The organism is Sutcliffiella sp. FSL R7-0096 (genome assembly GCF_038595065.1).
In the GTDB taxonomy this organism is placed as follows: Bacteria; Bacillota; Bacilli; order Bacillales; family Bacillaceae_I; genus Sutcliffiella_A.
Genome location: NZ_CP152003.1, coordinates 1,918,938 through 1,939,757 on the forward strand (window position 1 = coordinate 1,918,938; position 20,820 = coordinate 1,939,757).

Here is a 20,820-nt window from a genome sequence, read left to right on the forward strand (position 1 = left end):
TAAGGAGGCTGTGCGCTTGTACCGAATAGCCCAAATGTAAGAGCTATCCATAGTGTCTGGGTCTATATTTTTGCTAGCGTGAAAAAGCTGATTTCAGGAGGAGCCAAAAAACGATAAGGCTGTCTGGTTGTCCCGAGGCCTTTGTTCACATAAAGCGTCAAATCATCCAACTGATAAAATCCTTCATAAAACTTTGAACCGAGGGGTGGAGTGATCAGCGGGCCCAAAAATGGAACCTGTACTTGTCCGCCGTGCGAATGACCCGATAGCTGAAGGTTCACATGGAATTGCTCTGCAATGGAATCAGCTGCATCCCCCTCATGTGCCAACAGGATGGTGTATGCATCATCAGGGATATTACGCAGTGTTTCACGAAAGTCGGGTCGGCCAAGCATCAAATCATCAACACCTGCGATATAAATTTTGCTTCCATCTATTAACTCGACATACGTATTTTCATTTTTCAAAACGGTAAATTCAGATTTTTCCATGATTTCTTCATAAGTTTCTGTGCCGTATCCCCCATGGTCATGATTGCCGAAAATGGCAAACTTCCCTAAAGGCGCCTTAACCTTCCGTAGAATTTCTATAAGATTATAAGAACGGTCATATTCCAACGGATTGTCCATCAAATCTCCTGTAAAAACGACTATGTCAGGTTCCTCTTCGTTTATTTTACGTATCACTTTTTCCAGATCGGCTTTATCAAAATGATGCCCGATATGGGTATCGGAGAATTGAGCGATTTTTATACCAGAAAAACTTTCAGGAATACTTGAGTGTGTAATAGTATGTTTTAATTTCTTCATCTGTTTGGGTTCAATGTACCTTGCGTAGTAATACCCAGCTCCACTCGTTAGAAGAGCGGTAAAGGCAAGTGTGAATATGCGTTTGAAAAAACCTCTTCTGGTTACTTTAGCCATATATATCAACCTATCTTTAATTTAATGATTGTTTGGTGTATCTCTTATAAATGCATACTCATTATAGCATCATTTACATATAAATTTCTCATTCTATCATTCTACATTTGTTGGAAACATTTTATTGTCACTATAAAACATTTTAATTATTTTGAAAATTAGGTTAAAATAGTATTGAGACATAGGAATGGGGGAGAATCCAATATGGAAAAAAAGGTTGTAATCATTACCGGTGGATCCAGCGGCATGGGGAAATATATGGCCATGAAGTTTGCTAAAGAGGACTATCATGTGGTCATAACGGGTCGGGACTTAGATCGGCTAGCACAAGCGAAGGAAGAAATTCAGTGTTTTGAGGATCAGGTAGTGACTATACAGATGGATGTCAGGGAACCGGAACATGTGGAACGAATGGTCAAACTAACGGACCAAGCTTTTGGAAGGATTGACGTCCTCGTAAATAATGCTGCCGGGAACTTTATATGTCCAGCCGAGAAATTATCGGTAAATGGATGGAAGTCAGTTATTGACATAGTCTTGAACGGGACATTCTATTGCAGCTCTGCAGTGGGTAACTACTGGATGGAGCGGAAAGTGAAAGGCAGTATGATCAATATGGTTGCGACCTATGCTTGGAATGCAGGGGCCGGGGTGGTTCATTCCGCTGCAGCAAAAGCGGGGGTACTTTCCCTTACAAGGACGCTTGCTGTTGAGTGGGGAACAAAATACGGAATTCGAGTGAATGCAATAGCTCCCGGTCCTATTGAAAGGACAGGTGGGGCAGATAAGTTGATGCAGTCCGAGGAGGAGGCCAAAAAGGTTGCCGAGAGTGTACCGTTGAAGCGATTTGGTACACCTGAGGAAATCGCGGAACTCGCATTTTTTCTAAGTTCGGATAAAGCTGCCTACATAAATGGGGAATGTGTCACCATGGATGGTGGCCAATGGCTTCAACCCTTTCCGTTTTAATTAAAGGCTGTTTTCGTATACTTTGCTGCTTTTTTGTATACTCAAATCACCCGTTATATTACTCACTATCGTGCTCTTTTCCCTGTTGGGATAAGAATACTACTTGAAAATTTAAGCGCTGTCAAAAGTGTAAAGCTCATGTATTGCATCGTTATTAGGATGCCTTACATGAGCTTTTTCTCATACTTACATATAAGTTTTGTTCATACTAAGCAAAAGGCTGTTTTCGCAAACTTTGTTGCTTTTTCGTATAAATACACAGGCCGTTATTTTCCTCACTATCGTGCTCTTTTCCTTGCTGTATTTATAAAGCTACTTGCAATTTTCAGAGTAAGTGAGCAGTAAAAAGTCCAATTACCGACTTTTTACGAGTTAATAGGAACAATCTTTGAGAAAAGAGCCAAGCAAAAAAGGAGGAAAACATGTGAGCATTTTCTATAAGTATGAATGGGATGAAGAAAACAAGGAACTAACCGTTTTTATCAATCCGGCGGAAGCTTTCTATGAATTTGCGGCTGAATATGCCGCCAATGACCACCAAGTACCAAAAAGAAAAAACCTCTTGGATTCAGCAAGGAAATTTGCACAAAGTGTACTTCCTAAAGGGACGGTTGTAGGGAGTTATCGAGTGAAATTCCAACAATTTCTTGTCGCGGTTTTAGAAGAGAAAAATGGGGCCACAAGAGAATTAATGGAAGGGCCTGCCCAGGCAAACTATTTAGTCAAAAGCGGTGAAACCCTCAAAGACATAGCTCAATTGCTTACTATCGATGAAGCCTCCCTGAAAAAGGCCAATCAAATGACAGGGGATACTTTATTTGTAGGGATGAACTTAAAAGTACCCTGCTATCTTCATACTGTCGTTACGTCTGATAGCATCTTGAAAATTGCGCAAAGGTATGACATATCAAGGGATTCCATAAGAAAGCTGAACAGCCTACGTACAGATTGCCTAAAAATTGGACAGGAGCTGAAAATTCCGAAAAGGTTATATTGATTCACGACTTACCTTTCAAATTTTTGATCTATTATACGTGTGGCGTCATATTTTCTCATTTGTCATGGTATAATCATTTCAAACAAAAGCAAAGGGGAGAGAAGATGGATCCACTAGATATCATGACCAACTTAGAGAGGGTCACCCCCTATTATCAAGCTATATTCAGTGCAGAAGCCCAGGAAGTGGTCGGGTATGAAGTACTGGGGAGATACCTGACTGAGACTGGTGAAGTTATAAGTCTTGGACAGTTCTTCCGGGACACGACGGTTCCTGGCGAATACCATTTGGAAGTGGATAAGGTGCTGATCAACAAGGCACTGACTTACTATTTAGCCAATGATTGCGACCTGAAATTGTTTATTAACCAAAGTTCTGAACTTCTTCTGAAAGATCAAGGGGAATCCTTATTGGAACTTTTTCTCTCCTATGTTCCGAAAGGTTTAAAACTAGAGAATATTGTAATTGAAATGGATGAACGGACTCCAAAAGAAGACAATGAATACCTGCAACATCTTTTTAACTACTATAAAACGTATGGCATTCAGATTTCTGTTACCAATATTGGAGATGCAGGTCTAAATATGGACAGAATCGGTCGCCTAAGTCCTAACATCCTGAAGGTGAACCTAGAAATTCTAAGACAGACTTATGAAGTGGCTGCCCATCAAGATATCCTGCACTCATTAGCAGTCCTTTCTAGAAAAATCGGTGCTGCACTTTTGTATGAAAATATGGAAACGTCCTTCCAGCTTCAGTATGCCTGGAGAAATGGAGGCAGATATTATCAGGGTTTCTATCTGCATAAACCTGGACCTACTTTTATTGAAATTGACCATGCAAAGGAAATACTTGTAGAAAAGTTCCAACAGTTTATTCGTTATGAGAAAAGGAAGTTGCATGCCATTCACCAATTTACATGGATGCTTCAAAATAGGCTTCAACCTCTCCTTTTGAAAGGGCATAACCTCAAAGAGTATGATGAATGGTTACACTCTATCGCCGACGAACTTACAAACATTAGCTTTCGTATGTATGTGTGTGATGAAAATGGATTCCAGCTTTCCTCAAATCTTTTGAGAGATAATGAGAAGTGGAGAGCGGATAGTAGTTATAATGGGAAAAACTGGAGTTGGAGACCTTACTTTCTTGAGCATGTCATGAAAATGAGCATGGAGAAAAAAGGAATCTTATCGGACTTATATAATGATATTGAATCAGGTGAGAATGTCCGGACTTTTTCCTGTCTAATTACACAAAACCGGTTCCTATATGTTGATATTTCTTATGAGTATTTATATGAAAACCAAGATCTTTTATAAGAAGTGAATAGAATTTATCCGTTTGTTTACCTTAATAGTATAGTTTGCTCGGTGAGGTGATTGAAATGGGTTCTTTTGATTTTATTTTGGCAATCTTAGCATTAATTATTGTTGCTGGTGCGATGGTTTATACGTATAAAATTGGGCGGCAAACAGATACACAGGCAACAACCCAAGACTCTTCCATTAGTGAAAAAGTTCAAGATCATCATGTGCTTAGGAATCCGGTTTTTTTAGCCTATTTAGTAGCAGCTGCATTAATATTGATGTATATCGTTTATGCTGCTCTTAATTCGAATTGGTAATACAACGTACGAGATTCAATCAACACTGTGATTTCTACACGGATAGATCCTCTGACAAATTATCAGGGGGTCTTTTTGTTTGGCTATAAACTTTATTCCATGCTGTCGTGCTGTATTCCCTGCGATACTAAATATGCTATGTGCTTACTTAGAGTAGGAACGTAGTAAAAAGTCCAATTGCCGACTTATTACTAGTAAGTAGCAACAATCTTTGAGAAAAGATTTTTTTTGTTTTGTGTTCCGGGAGAAGGGTAGTAGTAACTATAGTGAATAATTTGTCAGTTTTCCAATTAATTTTGCGAACGGTTTCAATCCCTGCCACCTGCGGTTCTTGATACAATTAGAACACATCATCTGAGGAGGAGAATTCCATGCTGAAAAATTGGACGGGTATCATAGCCATCATAACTATTTTATTTATAGGTTCGAGTCCAGCATCTGCCCAAGAGCCGGCGGAGGAAGAAGTTTTTCCATTTTTACAAGAGGCGTTCGAGTCTCAGCTTTCTTTAGGGGAGAGTCATCACACGATGGGAGAAATCCAAGAAATATTAGACCCTTATTTTACAAAGGAATATCAGGACAATTTTCTAGAGGAACATCTCTTTGAAGAAAAGGAAGGATATATTACATATGGGACAGACTTTCCGGCATATTATATTCCTTTCTTTTCCTACACAGATGAAACAAAGATTGTCGAAGGTAAAGATGGTGTCCTGATAGTTTATGAATTTTTTCCGTCAGACGAGGATATGCCAAGTCTTTATGATGATCACTATGAGTTTGTAAAGTTATTGCCAAATGAATCGGGATGGAAGGTTATGGAGTGGGGTTTTGACTATAATGAACCTGATTTTATTGAAGGGATGGTAAGCGTTAGTGAGGAGAAGGAAATGAACTTGGGAGTCATGAACCAGGAAGTGTTGATTTCTCGCATGCTTGCTTTCGGTGTAATTGTTGCGCCGTTCAATAATCATTCCTATAAATTTTATGCCCCTTTGAAGGCAGCTCGAATGCTTCAAGAAAAACATTACCAGTCTTTTTTGGTTGCTAGATAAAATCAAAAAAAAAGAGCGCATGTCGCTCTTTCAGCTTGTAGAAAAAGTAATATATTTTCAGTATATGCAATTCCCTTGTTGATTGTAGTGAAAGGCGCTCAGACTCCTGCGGGAGGAAGGGACAGGGGAGACCCCGCAGGGCGTAGCCCGAGGAGGCTCCCGGACCGCCCGCTGAAAGCGAAGCGCCTGTAACGGAGATCAACAAGTAAATGCAATCCTAAAGAATATTAGGGTTTGTCAGCAGACTGAGAGCGAATGTCGCTCTTTTTTTGTTGGAACGATAAAAAAGCTTTCATCCCCGGTTAAATTAATGGTATGATGTATTCTCTTGCGAAAAGAGAGTTGGACCGTTATTCCTCTATGCCAAGAAGCTGTTGGAGCTGTTGAAGGTCAAATCCTTTTACAACCTGCTCATTCACTGTTACAGTAGGAGTGGAAAAAGACTGTAATTCATGCACTAAATAATCCCTTGCCTGAAGATCTTCGGTAATATCAATTACTTTATAGGTGATATTATGGTGTGTTAAAAATTGTTTTACCACCTGGCATGGCGGACAGTCCGGCTGGGTATAGACGGTTATATTCATGGATACTGCTCCTCGTAAGAAAAATTTCACAACTTCTTATGTTTTATGAGTCATTTTAGACTACAATAAAAGAGAAGTTATGTTCGAACACCATTATAAATGTATTCCTATCTCTATTTTACCGGAAATTAAAAGGTTTTGTACAAAAATACGAATGGCCTTACATCTCAAGGTGAATGATATAGTTAGGAAGGAATAGAAGGAGAGTTGTTACATGTCACTATTAGTAGGGATTGTAAAAAGACTAAATGATTTAAAAGAAACATCTGAGGCTGGAAATGAGCCGGCACAACGCTTTTTCGAAGTAAATGGCGAAAAAGTATGCAGTGTGAAATTCTTTGATAAGACCCATACATATGAATTGGAAGTTTTCCTAAAAGGGGAGCAGCCTAAAACATATCAATTCGATAATATTGATATGATTGCTATTGAAATTTTTGACCTGATCCATTAAGAAAAGCAGGAGAACCTGTCATTTCCATTGGGGAGGAAGAGTTATATGGGCAATAATATTGATGATTATATAGATAGGGGTTTGAAGGGAACACCGGAAACCAAACCTAGTGAGAGAAGGGAATACCTTTCTCAGTTGCGTGAGCGGATTATCCTGGCATTAACCAATGGCCAAGTTATACAACAAAAGCCGTATAAACCAATCGGGGACCTGATGAAAAGATATCCGTCTTCACGATTGTACCTGGATGGGGATCTGGATTACATGCATCTATCTAAATATATCCGAATAGCAAATGATCATAAGATTCCTTTTACCATCGTGGATGACAAAGCATCCTCTACTAATATTGGGCTGGTGCTTGCAAATCCTACAGCGATAGATAAGGAAGATATATTTGTCAGCAAGGAAGAATTTCAAAGACATTTATAATTAGGAGTGGTTTATATGATGCCAACAGTTCATTGTCCGAAGTGTAATAAGGATGAAGTGATGGATAAAGTGCTTACTGCACATTCCAATCAAAATGTTATGTATCGTTGCCCACATTGCGCCTATTCCAAATCTCAAATCCAAACAAGTAAAGGATAACCAGGCTGAGCTTTAGCTTGGTTTTTTTGTGGGCAAAAATCCGTTTTGGAAGGTATAAATCATTAAGAATCGAGACCATAATGTAGATATATTTGTCATTCAACCTAACAACAATGGAAGAAAATATTAATTTTTTTGGAGGAAGGGACATATAAGTATATAGGAAGTACGGAAAAGGAAGTGGATAAATGGATAACCCCAGTAAGTTTATAAATATTACCCACGGCTACCTTACTTTTGAACAAGCTTATGAAAAGATCCTTTTATTTATCCAAAAAGATGTAAGAGCACCTTACTTACTGTCCATCGGTACCGATTCCCATGTTCATCAACGGGAGACAAAGTTTATGACGGCTGTTCACCTCCACAGAGTGGGCAAAGGCGCTTGGGGGTGCGTAAGACCCTATATCGTCAATAGGGCCATTAGAAGCCTTCATGAAAAGATATCGCTTGAGACTGCGTTAAGTCAGGAAATTGCGATGCAGTTCACAGTGGAGAAGCTCGAAAAGATACAGAACCTGTTACTGCCCCACTTGGAACACGGAGCTGATTTCCATTTTGAGATTCATTTAGACATAGGGCAAAAAGGTGCGACCAAAGATTTTATCCAAGAAATGACAGGCAGGATCACGGCCATGGGGCTCGATGCCAAAATAAAGCCGGATGCATACGCAGCCTTCTGTTATGCAAACCGTTATACAAAGTAAAGCTTATCATGGAAAGGAGTTGTACAGTAGGAATGGTGACTTTAACACAGGAGGAAAAAGAACTGCTAGTGACCTTATTGATATCAACAGATGTCGCCAAAGAATTGGTGATTAGTGAAATAAATGATATTGAGATAGGAGATAAGAAACTGGAAACAAAGACCTATCAGCAGCTTATCGAATTGTACGATAAAATATCATAATTATATAATTGAAACGAGCTGCCTCATAAGGCAGTTTTTTTATGCGTAGAAACATGTCGAAGAAAGACGACAACTTCTTCTTTGTTAAAATTCGAGTCCAAGTCAAATGTATGCTACAATGATATTGGTCAATTGCATGATTTAGCATATAGTATTAGAGAGTAAATAAAGAGAGGAAGAACATTTATGATCAGCCTCCAAAGTAGCAAGGTTTTAGGAGCAACGATAAAAGATTTAATCATTCCCGCAGAACGTGTGGCACATGTACAGGTAAAAAATAATCTGGAACATGCATTATTGGTTCTTACAAAAACGGGCTATACTGCTGTACCGGTCTTAGATCCCAAGTATAGATTGCATGGATTGGTCAGTACAACTCATATCATGGATTCCATATTGGGCTTGGAACGAATAGAGTTTGACAAATTGGAGCACATGCTAGTAGAGGATGTAATGAATAAAGAGCTTCCGTGTTTAAATGTGAACGATACGGTCGAAAAAGGTTTGGAATTACTTGTAGACCACCCCTTTGTCTGTGTACAGGACGAGGACAATTTGTTTGAAGGGATTTTGACTAGACGAACTATATTAGATCGTTTGCATACACACTTTCAGAAGAATAATAATGAAAAAGACCTTGAATTGTAAGGTCTTTTTTTTATGCCCACTAGCTGATGGTTGCAATATATTTGTTAATAGGTACAATTTACATAGAGGCACGAAATAGTTCGTTTGACTAATAAAGAGAGAAGGGGAAGACATGGGAACAGCAACATTAGAGAGACAAGTATTGGAACAAGCCTCTCCTAACAAAACAAAGAGGCCTTTTGTATTGGCAGCAATCATGCTCGCTATGTTCATGGCTGCCATTGAGGCTACCATCGTTTCTACAGCAATGCCTGCCATTGCAGCTGATTTAGGAGGTTTCTCATTATACAGCTGGGTATTCTCGTCCTATCTATTGATGAATGCTGTAACAGTTTTGATATATGGCAAGCTCTCCGATTTATTTGGAAGGAAGCCGATCCTTACTTTCGGTATCATCGTATTTTTAATTGGTTCACTATTATGCGGAATGGCGTCATCCATCGAGATGCTGATCGTCTTTCGGTTTATTCAAGGATTTGGTGCAGGGGCTGTCATGCCGATTGCCTCCACCATTGTCGGGGACATGTACACAAAGGAAGAAAGAGCAAAAATACAAGGGTATCTATCCAGCGTATGGGGGATCTCGGCGATACTTGGCCCTGCAATAGGGGGATTGCTGGTTCAATTTGTCAGCTGGAGATTTGTATTCTGGGTCAACATCCCACTTGGAATACTGGCAATCGTAGGATTATACTTATTTCTTCATGAGGGAGTGGAAAAGAAAAAGCACTCCATTGATTATGCAGGTGCGGGATTGTTGTTTCTGTCTGTGAGCTCATTTATGCTCGTGATGGTGGAAGGTGGGGTAAGATGGGCATGGACATCAGGCCCTGTCCTATCTCTTATCGCCCTATCTGCCGTGACCATCACCTTGTTTGTATTTCAGGAAAGAAGAGCGAAGGATCCGATGATGCCGTTTGATATTTGGCAGGAACGGTCCATCCTAATTGCCAATACAACCTCTATGACGACAGGAGTCATGCTGATAGGGATTTCAAGCTTTCTTCCAGCTTTTGTACAAGGTGTAATGGAAAGGCCGCCGATTGTTGCAGGCTTTACACTTACAACCATGTCCATCGGTTGGCCGATTGCCGCGATGATAGCGGGCAGGCTTTTATTGAAAATAGGCTTCAGGACCACGTCCATAATTGGAGGAATAGCTTTGATTATGGGAAGCATCATATTTATGACACTCAGCCCTGATGATGGGCCTGTGTGGGCGGCATTCGGTTCCTTTATGATTGGAATAGGAATGGGCTTTTCCACAACGGCATTTATCGTTTCCATCCAAAGTAATGTTCCATGGCAGAAGCGTGGGGTGGCAACCGCTTCGAATATGTTTATGAGAACACTAGGAAGTACGATTGGTGCTGCATTACTTGGGGGAATATTAAATTCGCGCATTCAGGAGCATTTGCGAGAGAATGGGGCGGTAGAACAATTTTCTCTTGATTCTACGACTCTGTTGTTAAACGAAGAACAACGAAATCAATTATCTGACTCCATGAAGGTCCTGCTGCAGGACGGGCTGACTTCAGCGCTGCATACGGTATATTTGGTTGTTGCAGGGTTTGCTGTCATAAGCTTTTTGTTGATTTTACTCCTGCCTAAAAAAGAATAATGGAGGTACCGGTATTCACTAGGAATATCGGTATTTTTTTGGTAGATGCAAAACTTGATGGGATGAAGCCCTCAGTGGAGCGGAAATGGAGGGAGAGAGGTCCTCATGGGGGGATTGAAGACCTCAGAGGAGCGGAAATAGAGGGAGTGGGGTCCTCATAGGATGGATGAAGACCTCAGTGTAGCGGAAGTAGAAGGAGAGAGGTTTTCATAGTGGTGATGAAGACCTCAGTGTAGCGGAAGTAGAGGGAGAGAGGTCCTTATAGGATGGATGAAGACTTCAGTGTAGTGAAAGTAGAAGGGGAGAGGTCTTCATAGTGGTGATGAAGACCTCAGTGTAGCGGAAATAAAAGAAGAGAGGTTCACACCCGAGACCAAAAACCTCCGCGACCTGGAAACTCAGCGAAAGAGGCCTTCATACAACTTATCAGACCTCTTTGAAGTGGAGCCATTTTTGGAGAGTAAAGCTGCGATAAACAAGTTAGATGATTAGTATTCTCACAATCAAGTATCCTAAAAGAAAAACGGAGAAACCACTAAGTATCTTTTTCCATGGAAGAAATGAGACCCTGTCCGCTAGTCGAACAGCTGTCTGAGCCCCCAGTAAAGACCCGGTGCCAAGAGCCAAACCAACCCTCCAATCAAAATGTCCCATTGAAAAGTAAACGATAAAGGAAACAAAACAGCTTGAAAAGGTTTGTAGTCTGGTAAGCCCAATGCTAGTAAGGAAAGAGTATCCAGCATTTAAGAAGGAATGCATGAGCAGTGTGGCTTGCCCAGGACCGAATAATCCGTCAAAAGCACCTATTCCAATATAGGTGGGGTAAAAGAGTTTTGGCGGGGAATCGTCATTTTTCTGAGGAGTAAGGCGTGACTTTAAGATATTCAGGGATGTGGCTAGAAACATTAGTACCAAAGCAACCCTTAGAAGGATTTCCTCCGTCAAAAAGGATGCAAGCAAAGCACCCATTATTCCACCAATAATAGTATAAGGTACAATTGATAAACCGAGCTTGACATTAACTTCTTTTCTTTTCCAAATTGTATAGAAGCTGGAGAATGAACTGAATGTGTTGGAAAATTTGTTTGCAGCAATAGCGGTATGGATTGGAACTCCAAGCAGCAACATGGATGGCAGGTTGATTAGGCCGCCACCTCCTCCGAATGTACCGATGAATGTTGCAATAAAACCAATTACAATAAAAATATAAAAAGGCGTTTCCATTATTTTCTCCTCCTTCCCTCCTGCTTTATTGTATGGTTATTAAAGTCATAATGAAATTACATAAATATTAAGATATACTATAAGAAAAACTTATATCGAGGTTATAGCATGAATACATCAGAATTTCAGATCTTGGCCGTTCTAGCCAAAGAAAAGAACATGAGAAAAGCAGCGGAGCGCCTATTTGTCTCTCAACCTGCACTCTCTCAGAGATTACAATCTATTGAGAAGACCTGGAATACCAAAATCTTTATCAGGACACAAAAAGGGTTGCTGATTACACCTGCAGGGGAGAAGATTGTAGAGTTTGCTGAAGAGGTGTTGGCAAAGAATGCAAAAGTAAGGGAAGAAATAACATCCCTTGATAAAGAAGTGTATGGAACACTGAAGATTGCAGTTGCGACCATCATTGGCCAGTACTGGCTGCCAAAGGTTCTGAAAAGATTTATACAAAAATATCCAAATGCGAAAGTTTCCCTTGTAACAGGATGGAGTAGTGATATTGTAAAAAGTCTGTATGAAGATGAGGTGCATGTGGGGATTATTCGGGGAAATCCGGAATGGAAGGGTGTAAAAAAACATCTTCTTAAAGACAATTTATACCTGGTGGATACAGAGATTGAAGAGCTTTCAGAACTTGAGCATACAGAAAGGCCATTTATTCAGTTCAAAAGTGATTCCACCTACTATCAAGAGATCCAGGTTTGGTGGCACAAAAAGTTTCAAGCGCCGCCTAAACGGACAATAGTGGTGGATCAAATTGAAACATGTAAGCAAATGGCTCTTAACGGGATTGGTTATGCGATATTACCTTCCATAACGTTGAAGGATGATTATGAGAACATCAAAAAAATTCCCCTTGAAGAAGATGATGTCTCCAACCTTCACCGAGATACCTGGCTGATCGGATATGAGTCTGCATTTAACCTGAAGCAGGTGCAAGCATTCATGGATATCGTAACGGAATACCAAATAGCAAACAATCAAGAATAGATTTTATTGGATAATCCCTCCCACTAGTAGTAATATATAAACTTGAGAAACTAGACTGAAGATTAAGGTGGAACGATTTTATATGGAATGGAAGAATATTTATCGTGGTATTTTAATGGGAATCTGTGATGTAGTCCCTGGAGTGAGTGGTGGTACCATTGCTTTTATCCTTGGAATTTATGATCGGTTGATTGAGGCGATCAGTGGTTTTTTCAGTAAGGATTGGGCCAAACACCTTAAGTTCCTTATACCTTTAGGAATTGGGATTGTATCAGCACTGTTGCTTTTCAGTCATATCCTTGACTATTTATTGAAAACATACCCAGAACCTACTCATTTTTTATTTTTGGGATTGATCATTGGTGTATTGCCATTATTGGCAAAAGAGTCCGACATGAGGAATACCTTTACCGCAAGGCACTATATTGCATTAATAATTCCCCTTGTTTTGGTGGCATCCATGGCGTTTTTACAGGAATCCACCAGGCCTGTCATTGAAACATTGTCCCTCAGTTCTGCCATTAGTTTGTTTTTTGCTGGGTGGCTGGCAAGTATGAGTATGTTGCTTCCAGGGATAAGCGGATCACTTGTTCTATTGATTTTAGGATATTATGCGACAGCAATAGCTGCTTTGAAGGGGTTGAACTTGCCGATTATTCTTGTAATCGGTGCAGGGGTTGCCATCGGGTTTATCGTATCAAGTAAAGTTATTAAGTATGTACTTCACCATTATCCTAAGATGACCTTTGCTGCGATTATCGGGCTTGTGATGGGTTCCACTGCAGTGGTGTACCAAGGCTTTTCATCAAGTATGCTTGTGAATGTTGTTTGCGTACTGACCTTCATTGCAGGTGTTATCATTGTCCAATTCATTGCCAGAACGAATGAAAGAATGGTACAAAAAAGAGAAGTTTAAAAACTTCTCTCAGTGTGTAGACAAAGTTATTTAATCTTCAAGATATGCAAATATCATGTTGATCGTAGTGGAAGAAGCGCAGACTCCTGCGGGAGGAAGGGACATGGGAGACCCCGCAGGGCGTAGCCCGAGGAGGCTCCCGGACCGCCCGCGGAAAGCGAAGCGTCTGAAACGTAGATCAACAATTATATGCAATTCCAAAAATAAATTGGGTTTGTCAACAGTCTGAGAGAAGTTTAAAAACTTCTCTTTTTTTTGAGAGAGAAAGTATAAAATCCTGTCCCGTTCCAGGAGCTTCGCTTGCCTGCGGGCTTGCCGAGGAGACTCAAGGTCGCCCTCTAGATAAGTGTTGCCATTTGCGGAAAGGAACAGGGGCGATTAACCAACCAGTTTATTACTCGGTTTTTTTACATGGAAATAAGTGAGTAATTTTTTTACTTGTCACACTTTTCTTTGTTTGATAGAGTAAAGGGATAAAGACTTTATTGTTTTAGGAGGATTACATAATGAAAATGATGGACGCAAACGAGATTATTTCTTTTATTCAAAACAGTACTAAATCTACACCTGTAAAGGTTTATGTGAAAGGGGAGGTAGAAGGTATCGACTTTGGTGCTTCTTCCAAAACTTTCTTAAATGGCAATAGTGGAGTGATATTCGGTGAGTGGGCTGATATTGAAGCGGCACTGAAAGCAAACGAAACGAAGATTGAAGACTTTGTCGTGGAAAACGACCGTCGCAACTCTGCTATTCCTCTTTTGGACATGAAAGGGGTAAAAGCTCGTATCGAGCCTGGCGCAATCATTCGTGACCAAGTAGAAATCGGCGACAATGCTGTCATCATGATGGGAGCTTCTATCAATATCGGTTCCGTGGTTGGAGAAGGAACCATGATTGATATGAACGTAGTACTAGGAGGACGAGCTACAGTCGGCAAAAACTGCCACATTGGTGCAGGGTCTGTACTTGCTGGAGTAATCGAGCCGCCTTCCGCAAAACCGGTTGTCATTGAAGACGACGTGGTAATCGGAGCAAACGCAGTAGTACTTGAGGGTGTAACGGTTGGAAAAGGCGCAGTTGTAGCAGCAGGTGCCATTGTTATTGACGATGTGGCACCATACACGGTGGTTGCCGGAACACCTGCAAAGAAAATCAAAGAAATTGATGAAAAGACGAAATCCAAAACAGAAATTAAACAAGAACTTCGTCAACTTTAAAATATCGATGAGGAAAGGCGTGGGTGATTACTCCACGTCTTTTTCTTAGAAAGAGAGGTAGAATCGTGTCAAATTTGATCAATCCCTTCATTCAGATAAGAAGAGACTTACATCAAATTCCGGAAAAGGGATTTCAGGAAACAAAAACGCAAGGATACTTGCTTCAATACATTCAGAATCTTCCCCAGGACCATATGGAAATAAAAATATGGGAGACTGGGATTTTTGTAAGAGTGAAGGGAACCAATTCTTCTAAAACCATCGGTTACAGAGCGGATATTGATGGCTTGCCAATCAACGAAGAGACAGAGTTATCTTTTCATTCGCTTCACGAGGGGATGATGCATGCATGCGGTCATGATATGCATATGAGTATAGCTCTAGGGATCCTGACGCATTATTCTCAACATCCCCCTAAAGATAACCTGCTTTTCATGTTTCAGCCAGCTGAAGAGGGCCCGGGTGGGGCTCTGCCCATGATTCAATCTGATATCTTCAAAGCATGGAAGCCTGATATGATTGTTGCTCTCCATATCGCTCCTGAATATCCGGTTGGGACGATCGCGACTAAACCAGGTTTACTATTTGCAAACACATCCGAATTATTCATTGATCTCAAAGGCCGGGGAGGTCATGCGGCTTACCCGCATCAAACAAATGATATGGTGGTTGCCGCGTGTTCATTAGTAACGCAATTACAGACTGTCATTGCACGAAATGTAGATCCGCTTGACAGCGCCGTAATAACTGTAGGGAAGATCACAGGCGGTACTGTACAAAATATCATAGCCGAACGTGCAAGACTGGAAGGTACCATACGTACACTTTCTGTTGAAAGCATGAAAAAGGTCAAGGAACGTATAGAAGCACTTGTCCATGGTGTAGAAGTCGGCTTTAACTGCGAAACATCCATCGACTATGGTAGCATGTACCATCAAGTGGATAATGATCATGCCCTGACAGAAGAGTTCATGCAGTATGTTGTGAAAAACACCAATACAAATGTGGTGGAATGTAAGGAGGCCATGACAGGCGAAGATTACGGGTACATGATTGAAAATATTCCCGGATTTATGTTCTGGCTTGGGGCAGAATCTCCATATGGATTGCATCATTCAAAACTTAATCCGAATGAAGATGCAATCGGTGTTGCCATCAGTACTATTATTTCCTACATTAATTTTAAAGCGAACTGACAAAATCCATCTTCTCTTTAGTATAAAAAGGCGAATTCAAGCCACATTAACAAAGAGGAGGTGGATTACATATGCCAAAAATCGGTGTAGAACAATCCTTGACAGATGTTCAAGAAGCTTTGCAGCAAAAAGGCTACGATGTTGTTCAATTGACGAACGAAAACGATGCTAAGGGCTGTGACTGCTGTGTGGTAACAGGTATAGACAATAATGTAATGGGTATCTCCAATAGTGTCACGGCTGGTTCTGTAATTGAAGCCAGTGGAATGACAGCTGACCAGATTTGCCAACAGGTGGAAAGCAGAATCAACCATTAAAAAAGAGCCGAGCTGGCTCTTTTTTTGTTGCTTCGACTTTGGTTTGGGACCTCTATTCATAGGGGGTCTATGATCAATGGAAGGATGAAGATATTTTTAATGAATAAAGTGGTTTCGGCATTTCTACTAATCAACGAGCTGCTGTAAGCAAAAAAAGTCCAGAGTGTGTGTGCGCTCTGGACTTCCAATAAAAAATTTAATCCTTTTTCTCAATATAGACCTGATGAGGAAACGGAATGTCGATTCCATTTGCGTCAAGCGCTTCTTTAAGGGTTTTGCGCAACTTGCGCTCTACTGCCCATTGTTGCATGTTGTCCGTTTTGGCGATAATGCGGATGACTACATCAGAGTCACCGAGGCCTTGAACGCCTACAACGTTTGGTCCCTCAATGATTGTTTCATCTTCTGCAGCAACCTGGTCACACACGCTTTGCATAACTTGGATGGCAGTATCGATATTGTCATCATAAGAAATGCCTATATCGACAAGAGCCCGCATATTTCCTCTGGAATGATTGGTTAAATTGGATATTTCACGATTGGGTACATAATGTAGGGAACCATCAAAATCCCTGATTTTAGTCGTACGCAAACCAACCTCTTCCACAATTCCTGAAAAGCCTGCGGTTGTAACATAGTCATCCACATCGACCTGCTTTTCTAATAGTAGAAAGAACCCAGTCACGACATCACTGACGATGCCTTGAGCGCCGAATCCAATGGCAAGGCCTACAACCCCAGCCCCAGCCAAAATAGCAGTGGTTTCTACTGCAAATACGTTTTCGAGTACCATTATCACAAGGAAAAATATTAAAGCATATGTAAAAATGTTTATCGTAAGTTTCTCAAGTGTCTTGGCTCTTCCTAGGGAAATTCCTTGTCTTTCTGTAGCTCTATTGAAGGTGCGGGAAATTATTTTAGTCCCAATAGACTTCACAATTGCATACACGATAAGGATTACTAGTAATTTGAGTAAGATAACCCCTGCGGCAATCAAGATAGCATAAATGTCAATGTTAGATAGATCAAATACCATTAAACTTAAACTCCCTTCTCTGTTGTGGAAAAAATGATAATTAGTTCTAATAAGGCATTATAAAGTATTCAGGACTGAAAACCAAATTATTTATAGGATGTGAACGGATAAGCTTTTTACTTTTTCCTAAAAGTAAAGAATGTTATTATAAGTATGGAGAAAAAATTCCCATTAAACTCTAAGGTTACATTTTTAATCTTAAGGGAATACCAACAAGGTGAAAATGGAGAAGGTTATATGATTTGCTTTTGGTCTAAATTAAATTAATTATCATTTAACATTGACTAAAAATAAAGAGTGGTTTATAATAGTTGATGTTGATTAAATAACTAAATGAGAATTATTGATTAATATTCTCATTTGAAATTACAACTTGGAGGGATTTACAAATGGCAGAACGCATGGTAGGTAAACAAGCTCCACGTTTTGAAATGGACGCTGTATTACCAAACAAAGAATTTGGAAAAGTAAGCTTAGAAGAAAACATGAAAAACGATAAGTGGACAGTACTTTTCTTCTACCCAATGGATTTCACGTTCGTTTGCCCGACTGAAATCACTGCAATGTCTGATCGCTACGAAGAGTTCGAAGACTTAGATGCAGAAATCATTGGAGTATCTACTGATACTATCCACACGCACTTAGCTTGGATCAATACAGATCGCAAAGACAACGGTCTTGGCGAATTAAGATATCCATTAGCTGCTGACACTAATCACGTTGTATCTCGCGACTACGGAGTTCTTATTGAAGATGAAGGTATCGCGCTTCGTGGATTATACATCATCAGCCCAGAAGGCGAATTACAATACCAAACAGTATTCCACAACAACATCGGCCGTGATGTAGAAGAAACACTACGTGTACTTCAAGCATTGCAAACTGGTGGACTTTGCCCAGCGAACTGGAAGCCTGGACAAGCTACATTATAATTTGATGCAACCAAGAATAAGGTCTAACGTTTTTCGTTAGGCCTTTTCTTTGCACTACATAGATATAATAGGAGGTTTTAAAGAATGAAATTACGCTCCCCGATGCCTGAATTGACTGGCGCGACAGAATGGTTGAACGGACAGGTAACCAAAGTGGACCTGATTGGCGAGAAGCCGACACTTATTCATTTCTGGTCCGTAAGCTGCCATCTATGTAAAGAAGCGATGCCACAAGTAAATGAGTTTCGAGATAACTACAAGGACAAGTTAAACGTGATTGCAGTTCACATGCCACGCTCTGAGGACGACTTGAATCTCGATTCCATCAAGAAGACTGCAAGTGAGCATGATATCACTCAGCCGATCTTCGTTGACAGTGAACATAAATTAACAGATGCATTTGAAAATCAATATGTACCTGCTTATTATGTATTTGATGCTGAAGGTAATCTCCGCCACTTCCAGGCTGGCGGAAGTGGGATGAAAATGCTTGAAAAACGTGTAAATCGTGTATTGGGTGAAATGGAGAAATAAGCTTTTATGAATGAAAAAAGGATTGCCTTAAAAAAGGTGATCCTTTTTTCTATTCAGCGCAACCAACAACTGATTCTATTTAACAGACCAATTCTCATATACTCTAAAGTTGTTCTTTTCTCCGTCTAAAGATGTAGGGTAATTCCGTCTTTGTGTCACTTACAATGTCCCATGCAAAGAAATAAAATAATAGTATAAATAATTTAAATTTTTCAAAAAAAGACTGGATAAATATTTCGAAACTCGATATATTAGATACTATCTTATATTTTCCAGCATGAGTTAACAAAGGGAGGGAATACATGTGGAGACTTTTAAGAAACTTAAAGAGTTTTATTGGCCTTATCGCAAAAATTTCTATATTTCCTTGATATTTTTGCTTTTAGTAACGGTCATCACCGTCATTTATCCTGTTATTTTACAGGTGACGATTGATGAAATTATTGAAAAACAACAATTCCAATACGTACCATATATTGCAATTGGATTCATTGGAATCATGGCATTAAAGGGATTATTTACCTATTACAATCAATTCTTAGGTGACCTTTTCGGGATCCGTTCGGTGTATCGCTTACGAAACGAATTGTATGAAAAGCTGCAATTCCTACCGTTTCGTTATTATGACAATGCGAAGACAGGGGATTTGATGTCAAGACTGACAGCAGATGTAGAAGGTTTCAGGTTTTTCCTATCATTTGGATTTGCCGAACTGATACGGTTTGTCTTGTTAGTAACCATTAGTTTAAGTTTAATGTTCTATTATTCAGTGGCTTTAACCTTTGTCACATTGTTGGCTATGCCTTTTCTAGCCTTTGTCACCTATCGTTTTGATAAAAGGGTTCACCCTGCATTCCGTGGTATACGTAAATCATTCGGGAAATTGAATACGAATGTACAGGAGAATATTAGTGGCATTAACACGGTTAAATCTTTATCTCGTGAAGATTATCAAATTAACAAATTCAATAATTCCAATGTAGATTACAAGGAAAAATATATTACTACATCTAATGTCTGGGCAAAATTCTTCCCGCTAATGGAATTCATCGGTAATGCATGTGTGGTGGGTTTGCTTGCATTTGGAGGTTATTTGGTAATCAATGGCCAATTGTCTGAAGGGGCACTAGTAGCATTCTTCAGTTTAGTCTGGTATATTGTTTGGCCGATTGCGAACTTAGGATTTGTCATCAATCAGTTCTCCCAAGCAAAAGCATCCGGGGAACGATTACTGGAGATATTAGAGGCAGAAGAGGATATTCAAGACACACCAGATGCGAAGGATGTCCCAAATTTAAAAGGGCATGTAACGTTTGAGGATGTTACATTCCGTTATCCAAATGAGGATAAAACGGCCCTTGAAAATGTATCTTTTGAGGCACCTCCTGGAAAGCAGATTGGATTGATAGGTGCGACAGGTTCTGGTAAAACAAGTATCACCCAACTTATTACAAGATTTTATGAGCCACAGTCCGGCCGTATTTTAATTGATGGGGAAGAAGTCAATAAATACTCGCTGTATTCCCTCCGAAACCAAATCGGTTTTGTACTACAGGAATCTTTCTTATTTTCTTCCACTATTAAATCAAACATTGCATATGGGCGACCAAATGCTTCAATGGAAGAAATTGTTCGTGCTGCGAAAATGGCACAGGCGCATGAATTTATAATGGAACTTCCTGACGGCTACGATACGATGCTTGGTGAACGCGGAATGGGCCTTTCCGGAGGTCAGAAACAACGTATCGCCATCGCTCGTGCGTTAATCCTTGATCCAAGTATCTTAGTTTTGGATGATGCAACAAGTGCAGTAGATATGCAGACGGAGTTTAATATACAAAGAGAATTAAAGGCTGCATTGGCTGGAAGAACAACCTTTATCATCGCTCACCGTATTTCCTCTCTTAAACATGCGGATGAAATCCTCGTATTAGAAGAAGGAAAAGTCGTAGAGCGCGGAACACATGACGAGCTTGTCCAAAAGAATGGGGCATATCGTAGAATCTATGATATCCAGTACAAGGACCAAAAAACGGTTTTGGAAGCTCAGACTAACTAAAAGGCAGGTGAAAC

Annotated in this window: 24 protein-coding genes; 20 read left to right on the forward strand and 4 right to left on the reverse strand. The window is 40.1% G+C overall.

Going from position 1 to position 20,820, the window contains the following annotated elements; genetic code table 11:
• Positions 1-62: 62 nt before the first annotated feature.
• Positions 63-923, reverse strand: coding sequence for a metallophosphoesterase (locus MKY77_RS09720; RefSeq protein WP_339145635.1), 861 nt, complete (start codon positions 921-923; stop codon positions 63-65).
• Between the two features lie 204 nt (positions 924-1,127).
• Between MKY77_RS09720 and fadH the strand changes: the two genes are divergently transcribed.
• The 5 genes from fadH (at position 1,128) to MKY77_RS09745 (ending at position 5,571) form a co-directional block, all read left to right on the forward strand.
• On the forward strand, positions 1,128-1,892 hold the full coding sequence (gene fadH / locus MKY77_RS09725; protein ID WP_339145636.1) for a 2,4-dienoyl-CoA reductase: 765 nt from the start codon (positions 1,128-1,130) through the stop codon (positions 1,890-1,892).
• Positions 1,893-2,316: 424 nt separating this feature from the next.
• Entirely contained in the window at positions 2,317-2,889 is a 573-nt protein-coding gene (locus MKY77_RS09730; protein WP_339145637.1) for a LysM peptidoglycan-binding domain-containing protein, read from the forward strand.
• 104 nt (positions 2,890-2,993) lie between these two features.
• The gene (locus MKY77_RS09735; RefSeq protein ID WP_339145638.1) at positions 2,994-4,211 is read left to right on the forward strand and encodes an EAL-associated domain-containing protein; all 1,218 of its coding nucleotides are present in this window, start codon (positions 2,994-2,996) and stop codon (positions 4,209-4,211) included.
• A gap of 65 nt (positions 4,212-4,276) precedes the next feature.
• The gene (locus tag MKY77_RS09740) at positions 4,277-4,516 is read left to right on the forward strand and encodes a hypothetical protein (protein WP_339145639.1); all 240 of its coding nucleotides are present in this window, start codon (positions 4,277-4,279) and stop codon (positions 4,514-4,516) included.
• Between the two features lie 371 nt (positions 4,517-4,887).
• The gene (locus MKY77_RS09745; protein ID WP_339145640.1) at positions 4,888-5,571 is read left to right on the forward strand and encodes a DUF3993 domain-containing protein; all 684 of its coding nucleotides are present in this window, start codon (positions 4,888-4,890) and stop codon (positions 5,569-5,571) included.
• 350 nt (positions 5,572-5,921) lie between these two features.
• Here the strand turns inward: MKY77_RS09745 and MKY77_RS09750 are convergent, their stop codons facing one another.
• Positions 5,922-6,158: a glutaredoxin domain-containing protein gene (locus tag MKY77_RS09750; protein ID WP_339145641.1), complete on the reverse strand. Its 237-nt coding sequence runs from the start codon at positions 6,156-6,158 to the stop codon at positions 5,922-5,924.
• Positions 6,159-6,372: 214 nt separating this feature from the next.
• Here MKY77_RS09750 and MKY77_RS09755 point away from each other — a divergent pair, with 214 nt between their 5' ends.
• From MKY77_RS09755 to MKY77_RS09785, 7 genes are all read left to right on the forward strand, one after another.
• A complete protein-coding gene (locus tag MKY77_RS09755; protein ID WP_339145642.1) occupies positions 6,373-6,612 on the forward strand; it encodes a YkuJ family protein in 240 nt (79 codons plus the stop codon).
• Between the two features lie 45 nt (positions 6,613-6,657).
• Positions 6,658-7,044, forward strand: coding sequence for a YueI family protein (locus MKY77_RS09760; RefSeq protein ID WP_339145643.1), 387 nt, complete (start codon positions 6,658-6,660; stop codon positions 7,042-7,044).
• A gap of 15 nt (positions 7,045-7,059) precedes the next feature.
• The gene (locus MKY77_RS09765; RefSeq protein ID WP_187442508.1) at positions 7,060-7,203 is read left to right on the forward strand and encodes a hypothetical protein; all 144 of its coding nucleotides are present in this window, start codon (positions 7,060-7,062) and stop codon (positions 7,201-7,203) included.
• A gap of 188 nt (positions 7,204-7,391) precedes the next feature.
• Complete coding sequence (locus MKY77_RS09770) at positions 7,392-7,910, forward strand: ribonuclease H-like YkuK family protein (protein ID WP_339145644.1); 519 nt, start codon at positions 7,392-7,394, stop codon at positions 7,908-7,910.
• Between the two features lie 32 nt (positions 7,911-7,942).
• Positions 7,943-8,113 carry an antirepressor AbbA gene (gene abbA / locus MKY77_RS09775; RefSeq protein WP_237661875.1) on the forward strand — a complete coding sequence of 57 codons (171 nt, stop codon included), beginning with the start codon at positions 7,943-7,945 and terminating at the stop codon, positions 8,111-8,113.
• Positions 8,114-8,299: 186 nt separating this feature from the next.
• The gene (cbpB, locus tag MKY77_RS09780) at positions 8,300-8,761 is read left to right on the forward strand and encodes a cyclic-di-AMP-binding protein CbpB (RefSeq protein ID WP_339145645.1); all 462 of its coding nucleotides are present in this window, start codon (positions 8,300-8,302) and stop codon (positions 8,759-8,761) included.
• Positions 8,762-8,873: 112 nt separating this feature from the next.
• Positions 8,874-10,382, forward strand: coding sequence for an MDR family MFS transporter (locus MKY77_RS09785; RefSeq protein WP_339145646.1), 1,509 nt, complete (start codon positions 8,874-8,876; stop codon positions 10,380-10,382).
• A 480-nt stretch (positions 10,383-10,862) separates the two neighbouring features.
• On the opposite strand, the gene MKY77_RS09790 is transcribed toward MKY77_RS09785, so the two are convergent.
• Positions 10,863-11,606, reverse strand: coding sequence for a sulfite exporter TauE/SafE family protein (locus MKY77_RS09790; RefSeq protein WP_339145647.1), 744 nt, complete (start codon positions 11,604-11,606; stop codon positions 10,863-10,865).
• Positions 11,607-11,714: 108 nt separating this feature from the next.
• Between MKY77_RS09790 and MKY77_RS09795 the strand changes: the two genes are divergently transcribed.
• The 5 genes from MKY77_RS09795 (at position 11,715) to MKY77_RS09815 (ending at position 16,245) form a co-directional block, all read left to right on the forward strand.
• Positions 11,715-12,599, forward strand: coding sequence for a LysR family transcriptional regulator (locus tag MKY77_RS09795; RefSeq protein WP_339145648.1), 885 nt, complete (start codon positions 11,715-11,717; stop codon positions 12,597-12,599).
• Positions 12,600-12,681: 82 nt separating this feature from the next.
• Positions 12,682-13,515, forward strand: coding sequence for a DUF368 domain-containing protein (locus tag MKY77_RS09800; RefSeq protein ID WP_339145649.1), 834 nt, complete (start codon positions 12,682-12,684; stop codon positions 13,513-13,515).
• A 506-nt stretch (positions 13,516-14,021) separates the two neighbouring features.
• Positions 14,022-14,732, forward strand: coding sequence for a 2,3,4,5-tetrahydropyridine-2,6-dicarboxylate N-acetyltransferase (dapD, locus tag MKY77_RS09805; protein WP_339145650.1), 711 nt, complete (start codon positions 14,022-14,024; stop codon positions 14,730-14,732).
• A 65-nt stretch (positions 14,733-14,797) separates the two neighbouring features.
• Entirely contained in the window at positions 14,798-15,928 is a 1,131-nt protein-coding gene (locus MKY77_RS09810) for an N-acetyldiaminopimelate deacetylase (RefSeq protein ID WP_339145651.1), read from the forward strand.
• A 71-nt stretch (positions 15,929-15,999) separates the two neighbouring features.
• Entirely contained in the window at positions 16,000-16,245 is a 246-nt protein-coding gene (locus MKY77_RS09815; RefSeq protein WP_063561288.1) for a YkuS family protein, read from the forward strand.
• 196 nt (positions 16,246-16,441) lie between these two features.
• Here MKY77_RS09815 and MKY77_RS09820 read toward each other — a convergent pair whose 3' ends face one another.
• Complete coding sequence (locus MKY77_RS09820; protein ID WP_339145652.1) at positions 16,442-17,281, reverse strand: mechanosensitive ion channel family protein; 840 nt, start codon at positions 17,279-17,281, stop codon at positions 16,442-16,444.
• 389 nt (positions 17,282-17,670) lie between these two features.
• Between MKY77_RS09820 and MKY77_RS09825 the strand changes: the two genes are divergently transcribed.
• The 3 genes from MKY77_RS09825 to MKY77_RS09835 all read left to right on the forward strand — a co-directional run bounded on the left by MKY77_RS09825 (position 17,671) and on the right by MKY77_RS09835 (position 20,806).
• On the forward strand, positions 17,671-18,213 hold the full coding sequence (locus tag MKY77_RS09825; RefSeq protein WP_010192747.1) for a peroxiredoxin: 543 nt from the start codon (positions 17,671-17,673) through the stop codon (positions 18,211-18,213).
• 84 nt (positions 18,214-18,297) lie between these two features.
• On the forward strand, positions 18,298-18,747 hold the full coding sequence (locus MKY77_RS09830) for a redoxin domain-containing protein (protein ID WP_339145653.1): 450 nt from the start codon (positions 18,298-18,300) through the stop codon (positions 18,745-18,747).
• A 304-nt stretch (positions 18,748-19,051) separates the two neighbouring features.
• The gene (locus MKY77_RS09835; RefSeq protein WP_339145654.1) at positions 19,052-20,806 is read left to right on the forward strand and encodes an ABC transporter ATP-binding protein; all 1,755 of its coding nucleotides are present in this window, start codon (positions 19,052-19,054) and stop codon (positions 20,804-20,806) included.
• Positions 20,807-20,820 lie beyond the last annotated feature (14 nt).

What these genes read in the sequence shown, in the direction of transcription:
- MKY77_RS09785 (WP_339145646.1), top strand. Translation starts at nt 8,874, where the DNA reads ATGGGAACAGCAACATTAGAGAGACAAGTATTGGAACAAGCCTCTCCT.
- MKY77_RS09755 (WP_339145642.1), top strand. Translation starts at nt 6,373, where the DNA reads ATGTCACTATTAGTAGGGATTGTAAAAAGACTAAATGATTTAAAAGAA.
- MKY77_RS09760 (WP_339145643.1), top strand. Translation starts at nt 6,658, where the DNA reads ATGGGCAATAATATTGATGATTATATAGATAGGGGTTTGAAGGGAACA.
- MKY77_RS09815 (WP_063561288.1), top strand. Translation starts at nt 16,000, where the DNA reads ATGCCAAAAATCGGTGTAGAACAATCCTTGACAGATGTTCAAGAAGCT.
- MKY77_RS09740 (WP_339145639.1), top strand. Translation starts at nt 4,277, where the DNA reads ATGGGTTCTTTTGATTTTATTTTGGCAATCTTAGCATTAATTATTGTT.
- fadH (WP_339145636.1), top strand. Translation starts at nt 1,128, where the DNA reads ATGGAAAAAAAGGTTGTAATCATTACCGGTGGATCCAGCGGCATGGGG.
- MKY77_RS09795 (WP_339145648.1), top strand. Translation starts at nt 11,715, where the DNA reads ATGAATACATCAGAATTTCAGATCTTGGCCGTTCTAGCCAAAGAAAAG.
- cbpB (WP_339145645.1), top strand. Translation starts at nt 8,300, where the DNA reads ATGATCAGCCTCCAAAGTAGCAAGGTTTTAGGAGCAACGATAAAAGAT.
- MKY77_RS09800 (WP_339145649.1), top strand. Translation starts at nt 12,682, where the DNA reads ATGGAATGGAAGAATATTTATCGTGGTATTTTAATGGGAATCTGTGAT.
- MKY77_RS09830 (WP_339145653.1), top strand. Translation starts at nt 18,298, where the DNA reads ATGAAATTACGCTCCCCGATGCCTGAATTGACTGGCGCGACAGAATGG.
- MKY77_RS09825 (WP_010192747.1), top strand. Translation starts at nt 17,671, where the DNA reads ATGGCAGAACGCATGGTAGGTAAACAAGCTCCACGTTTTGAAATGGAC.
- MKY77_RS09735 (WP_339145638.1), top strand. Translation starts at nt 2,994, where the DNA reads ATGGATCCACTAGATATCATGACCAACTTAGAGAGGGTCACCCCCTAT.
- MKY77_RS09745 (WP_339145640.1), top strand. Translation starts at nt 4,888, where the DNA reads ATGCTGAAAAATTGGACGGGTATCATAGCCATCATAACTATTTTATTT.
- MKY77_RS09820 (WP_339145652.1), bottom strand. Translation starts at nt 17,281, where the DNA reads ATGGTATTTGATCTATCTAACATTGACATTTATGCTATCTTGATTGCC.
- MKY77_RS09770 (WP_339145644.1), top strand. Translation starts at nt 7,392, where the DNA reads ATGGATAACCCCAGTAAGTTTATAAATATTACCCACGGCTACCTTACT.
- MKY77_RS09790 (WP_339145647.1), bottom strand. Translation starts at nt 11,606, where the DNA reads ATGGAAACGCCTTTTTATATTTTTATTGTAATTGGTTTTATTGCAACA.
- MKY77_RS09720 (WP_339145635.1), bottom strand. Translation starts at nt 923, where the DNA reads ATGGCTAAAGTAACCAGAAGAGGTTTTTTCAAACGCATATTCACACTT.
- MKY77_RS09750 (WP_339145641.1), bottom strand. Translation starts at nt 6,158, where the DNA reads ATGAATATAACCGTCTATACCCAGCCGGACTGTCCGCCATGCCAGGTG.
- dapD (WP_339145650.1), top strand. Translation starts at nt 14,022, where the DNA reads ATGAAAATGATGGACGCAAACGAGATTATTTCTTTTATTCAAAACAGT.
- abbA (WP_237661875.1), top strand. Translation starts at nt 7,943, where the DNA reads ATGGTGACTTTAACACAGGAGGAAAAAGAACTGCTAGTGACCTTATTG.
- MKY77_RS09765 (WP_187442508.1), top strand. Translation starts at nt 7,060, where the DNA reads ATGATGCCAACAGTTCATTGTCCGAAGTGTAATAAGGATGAAGTGATG.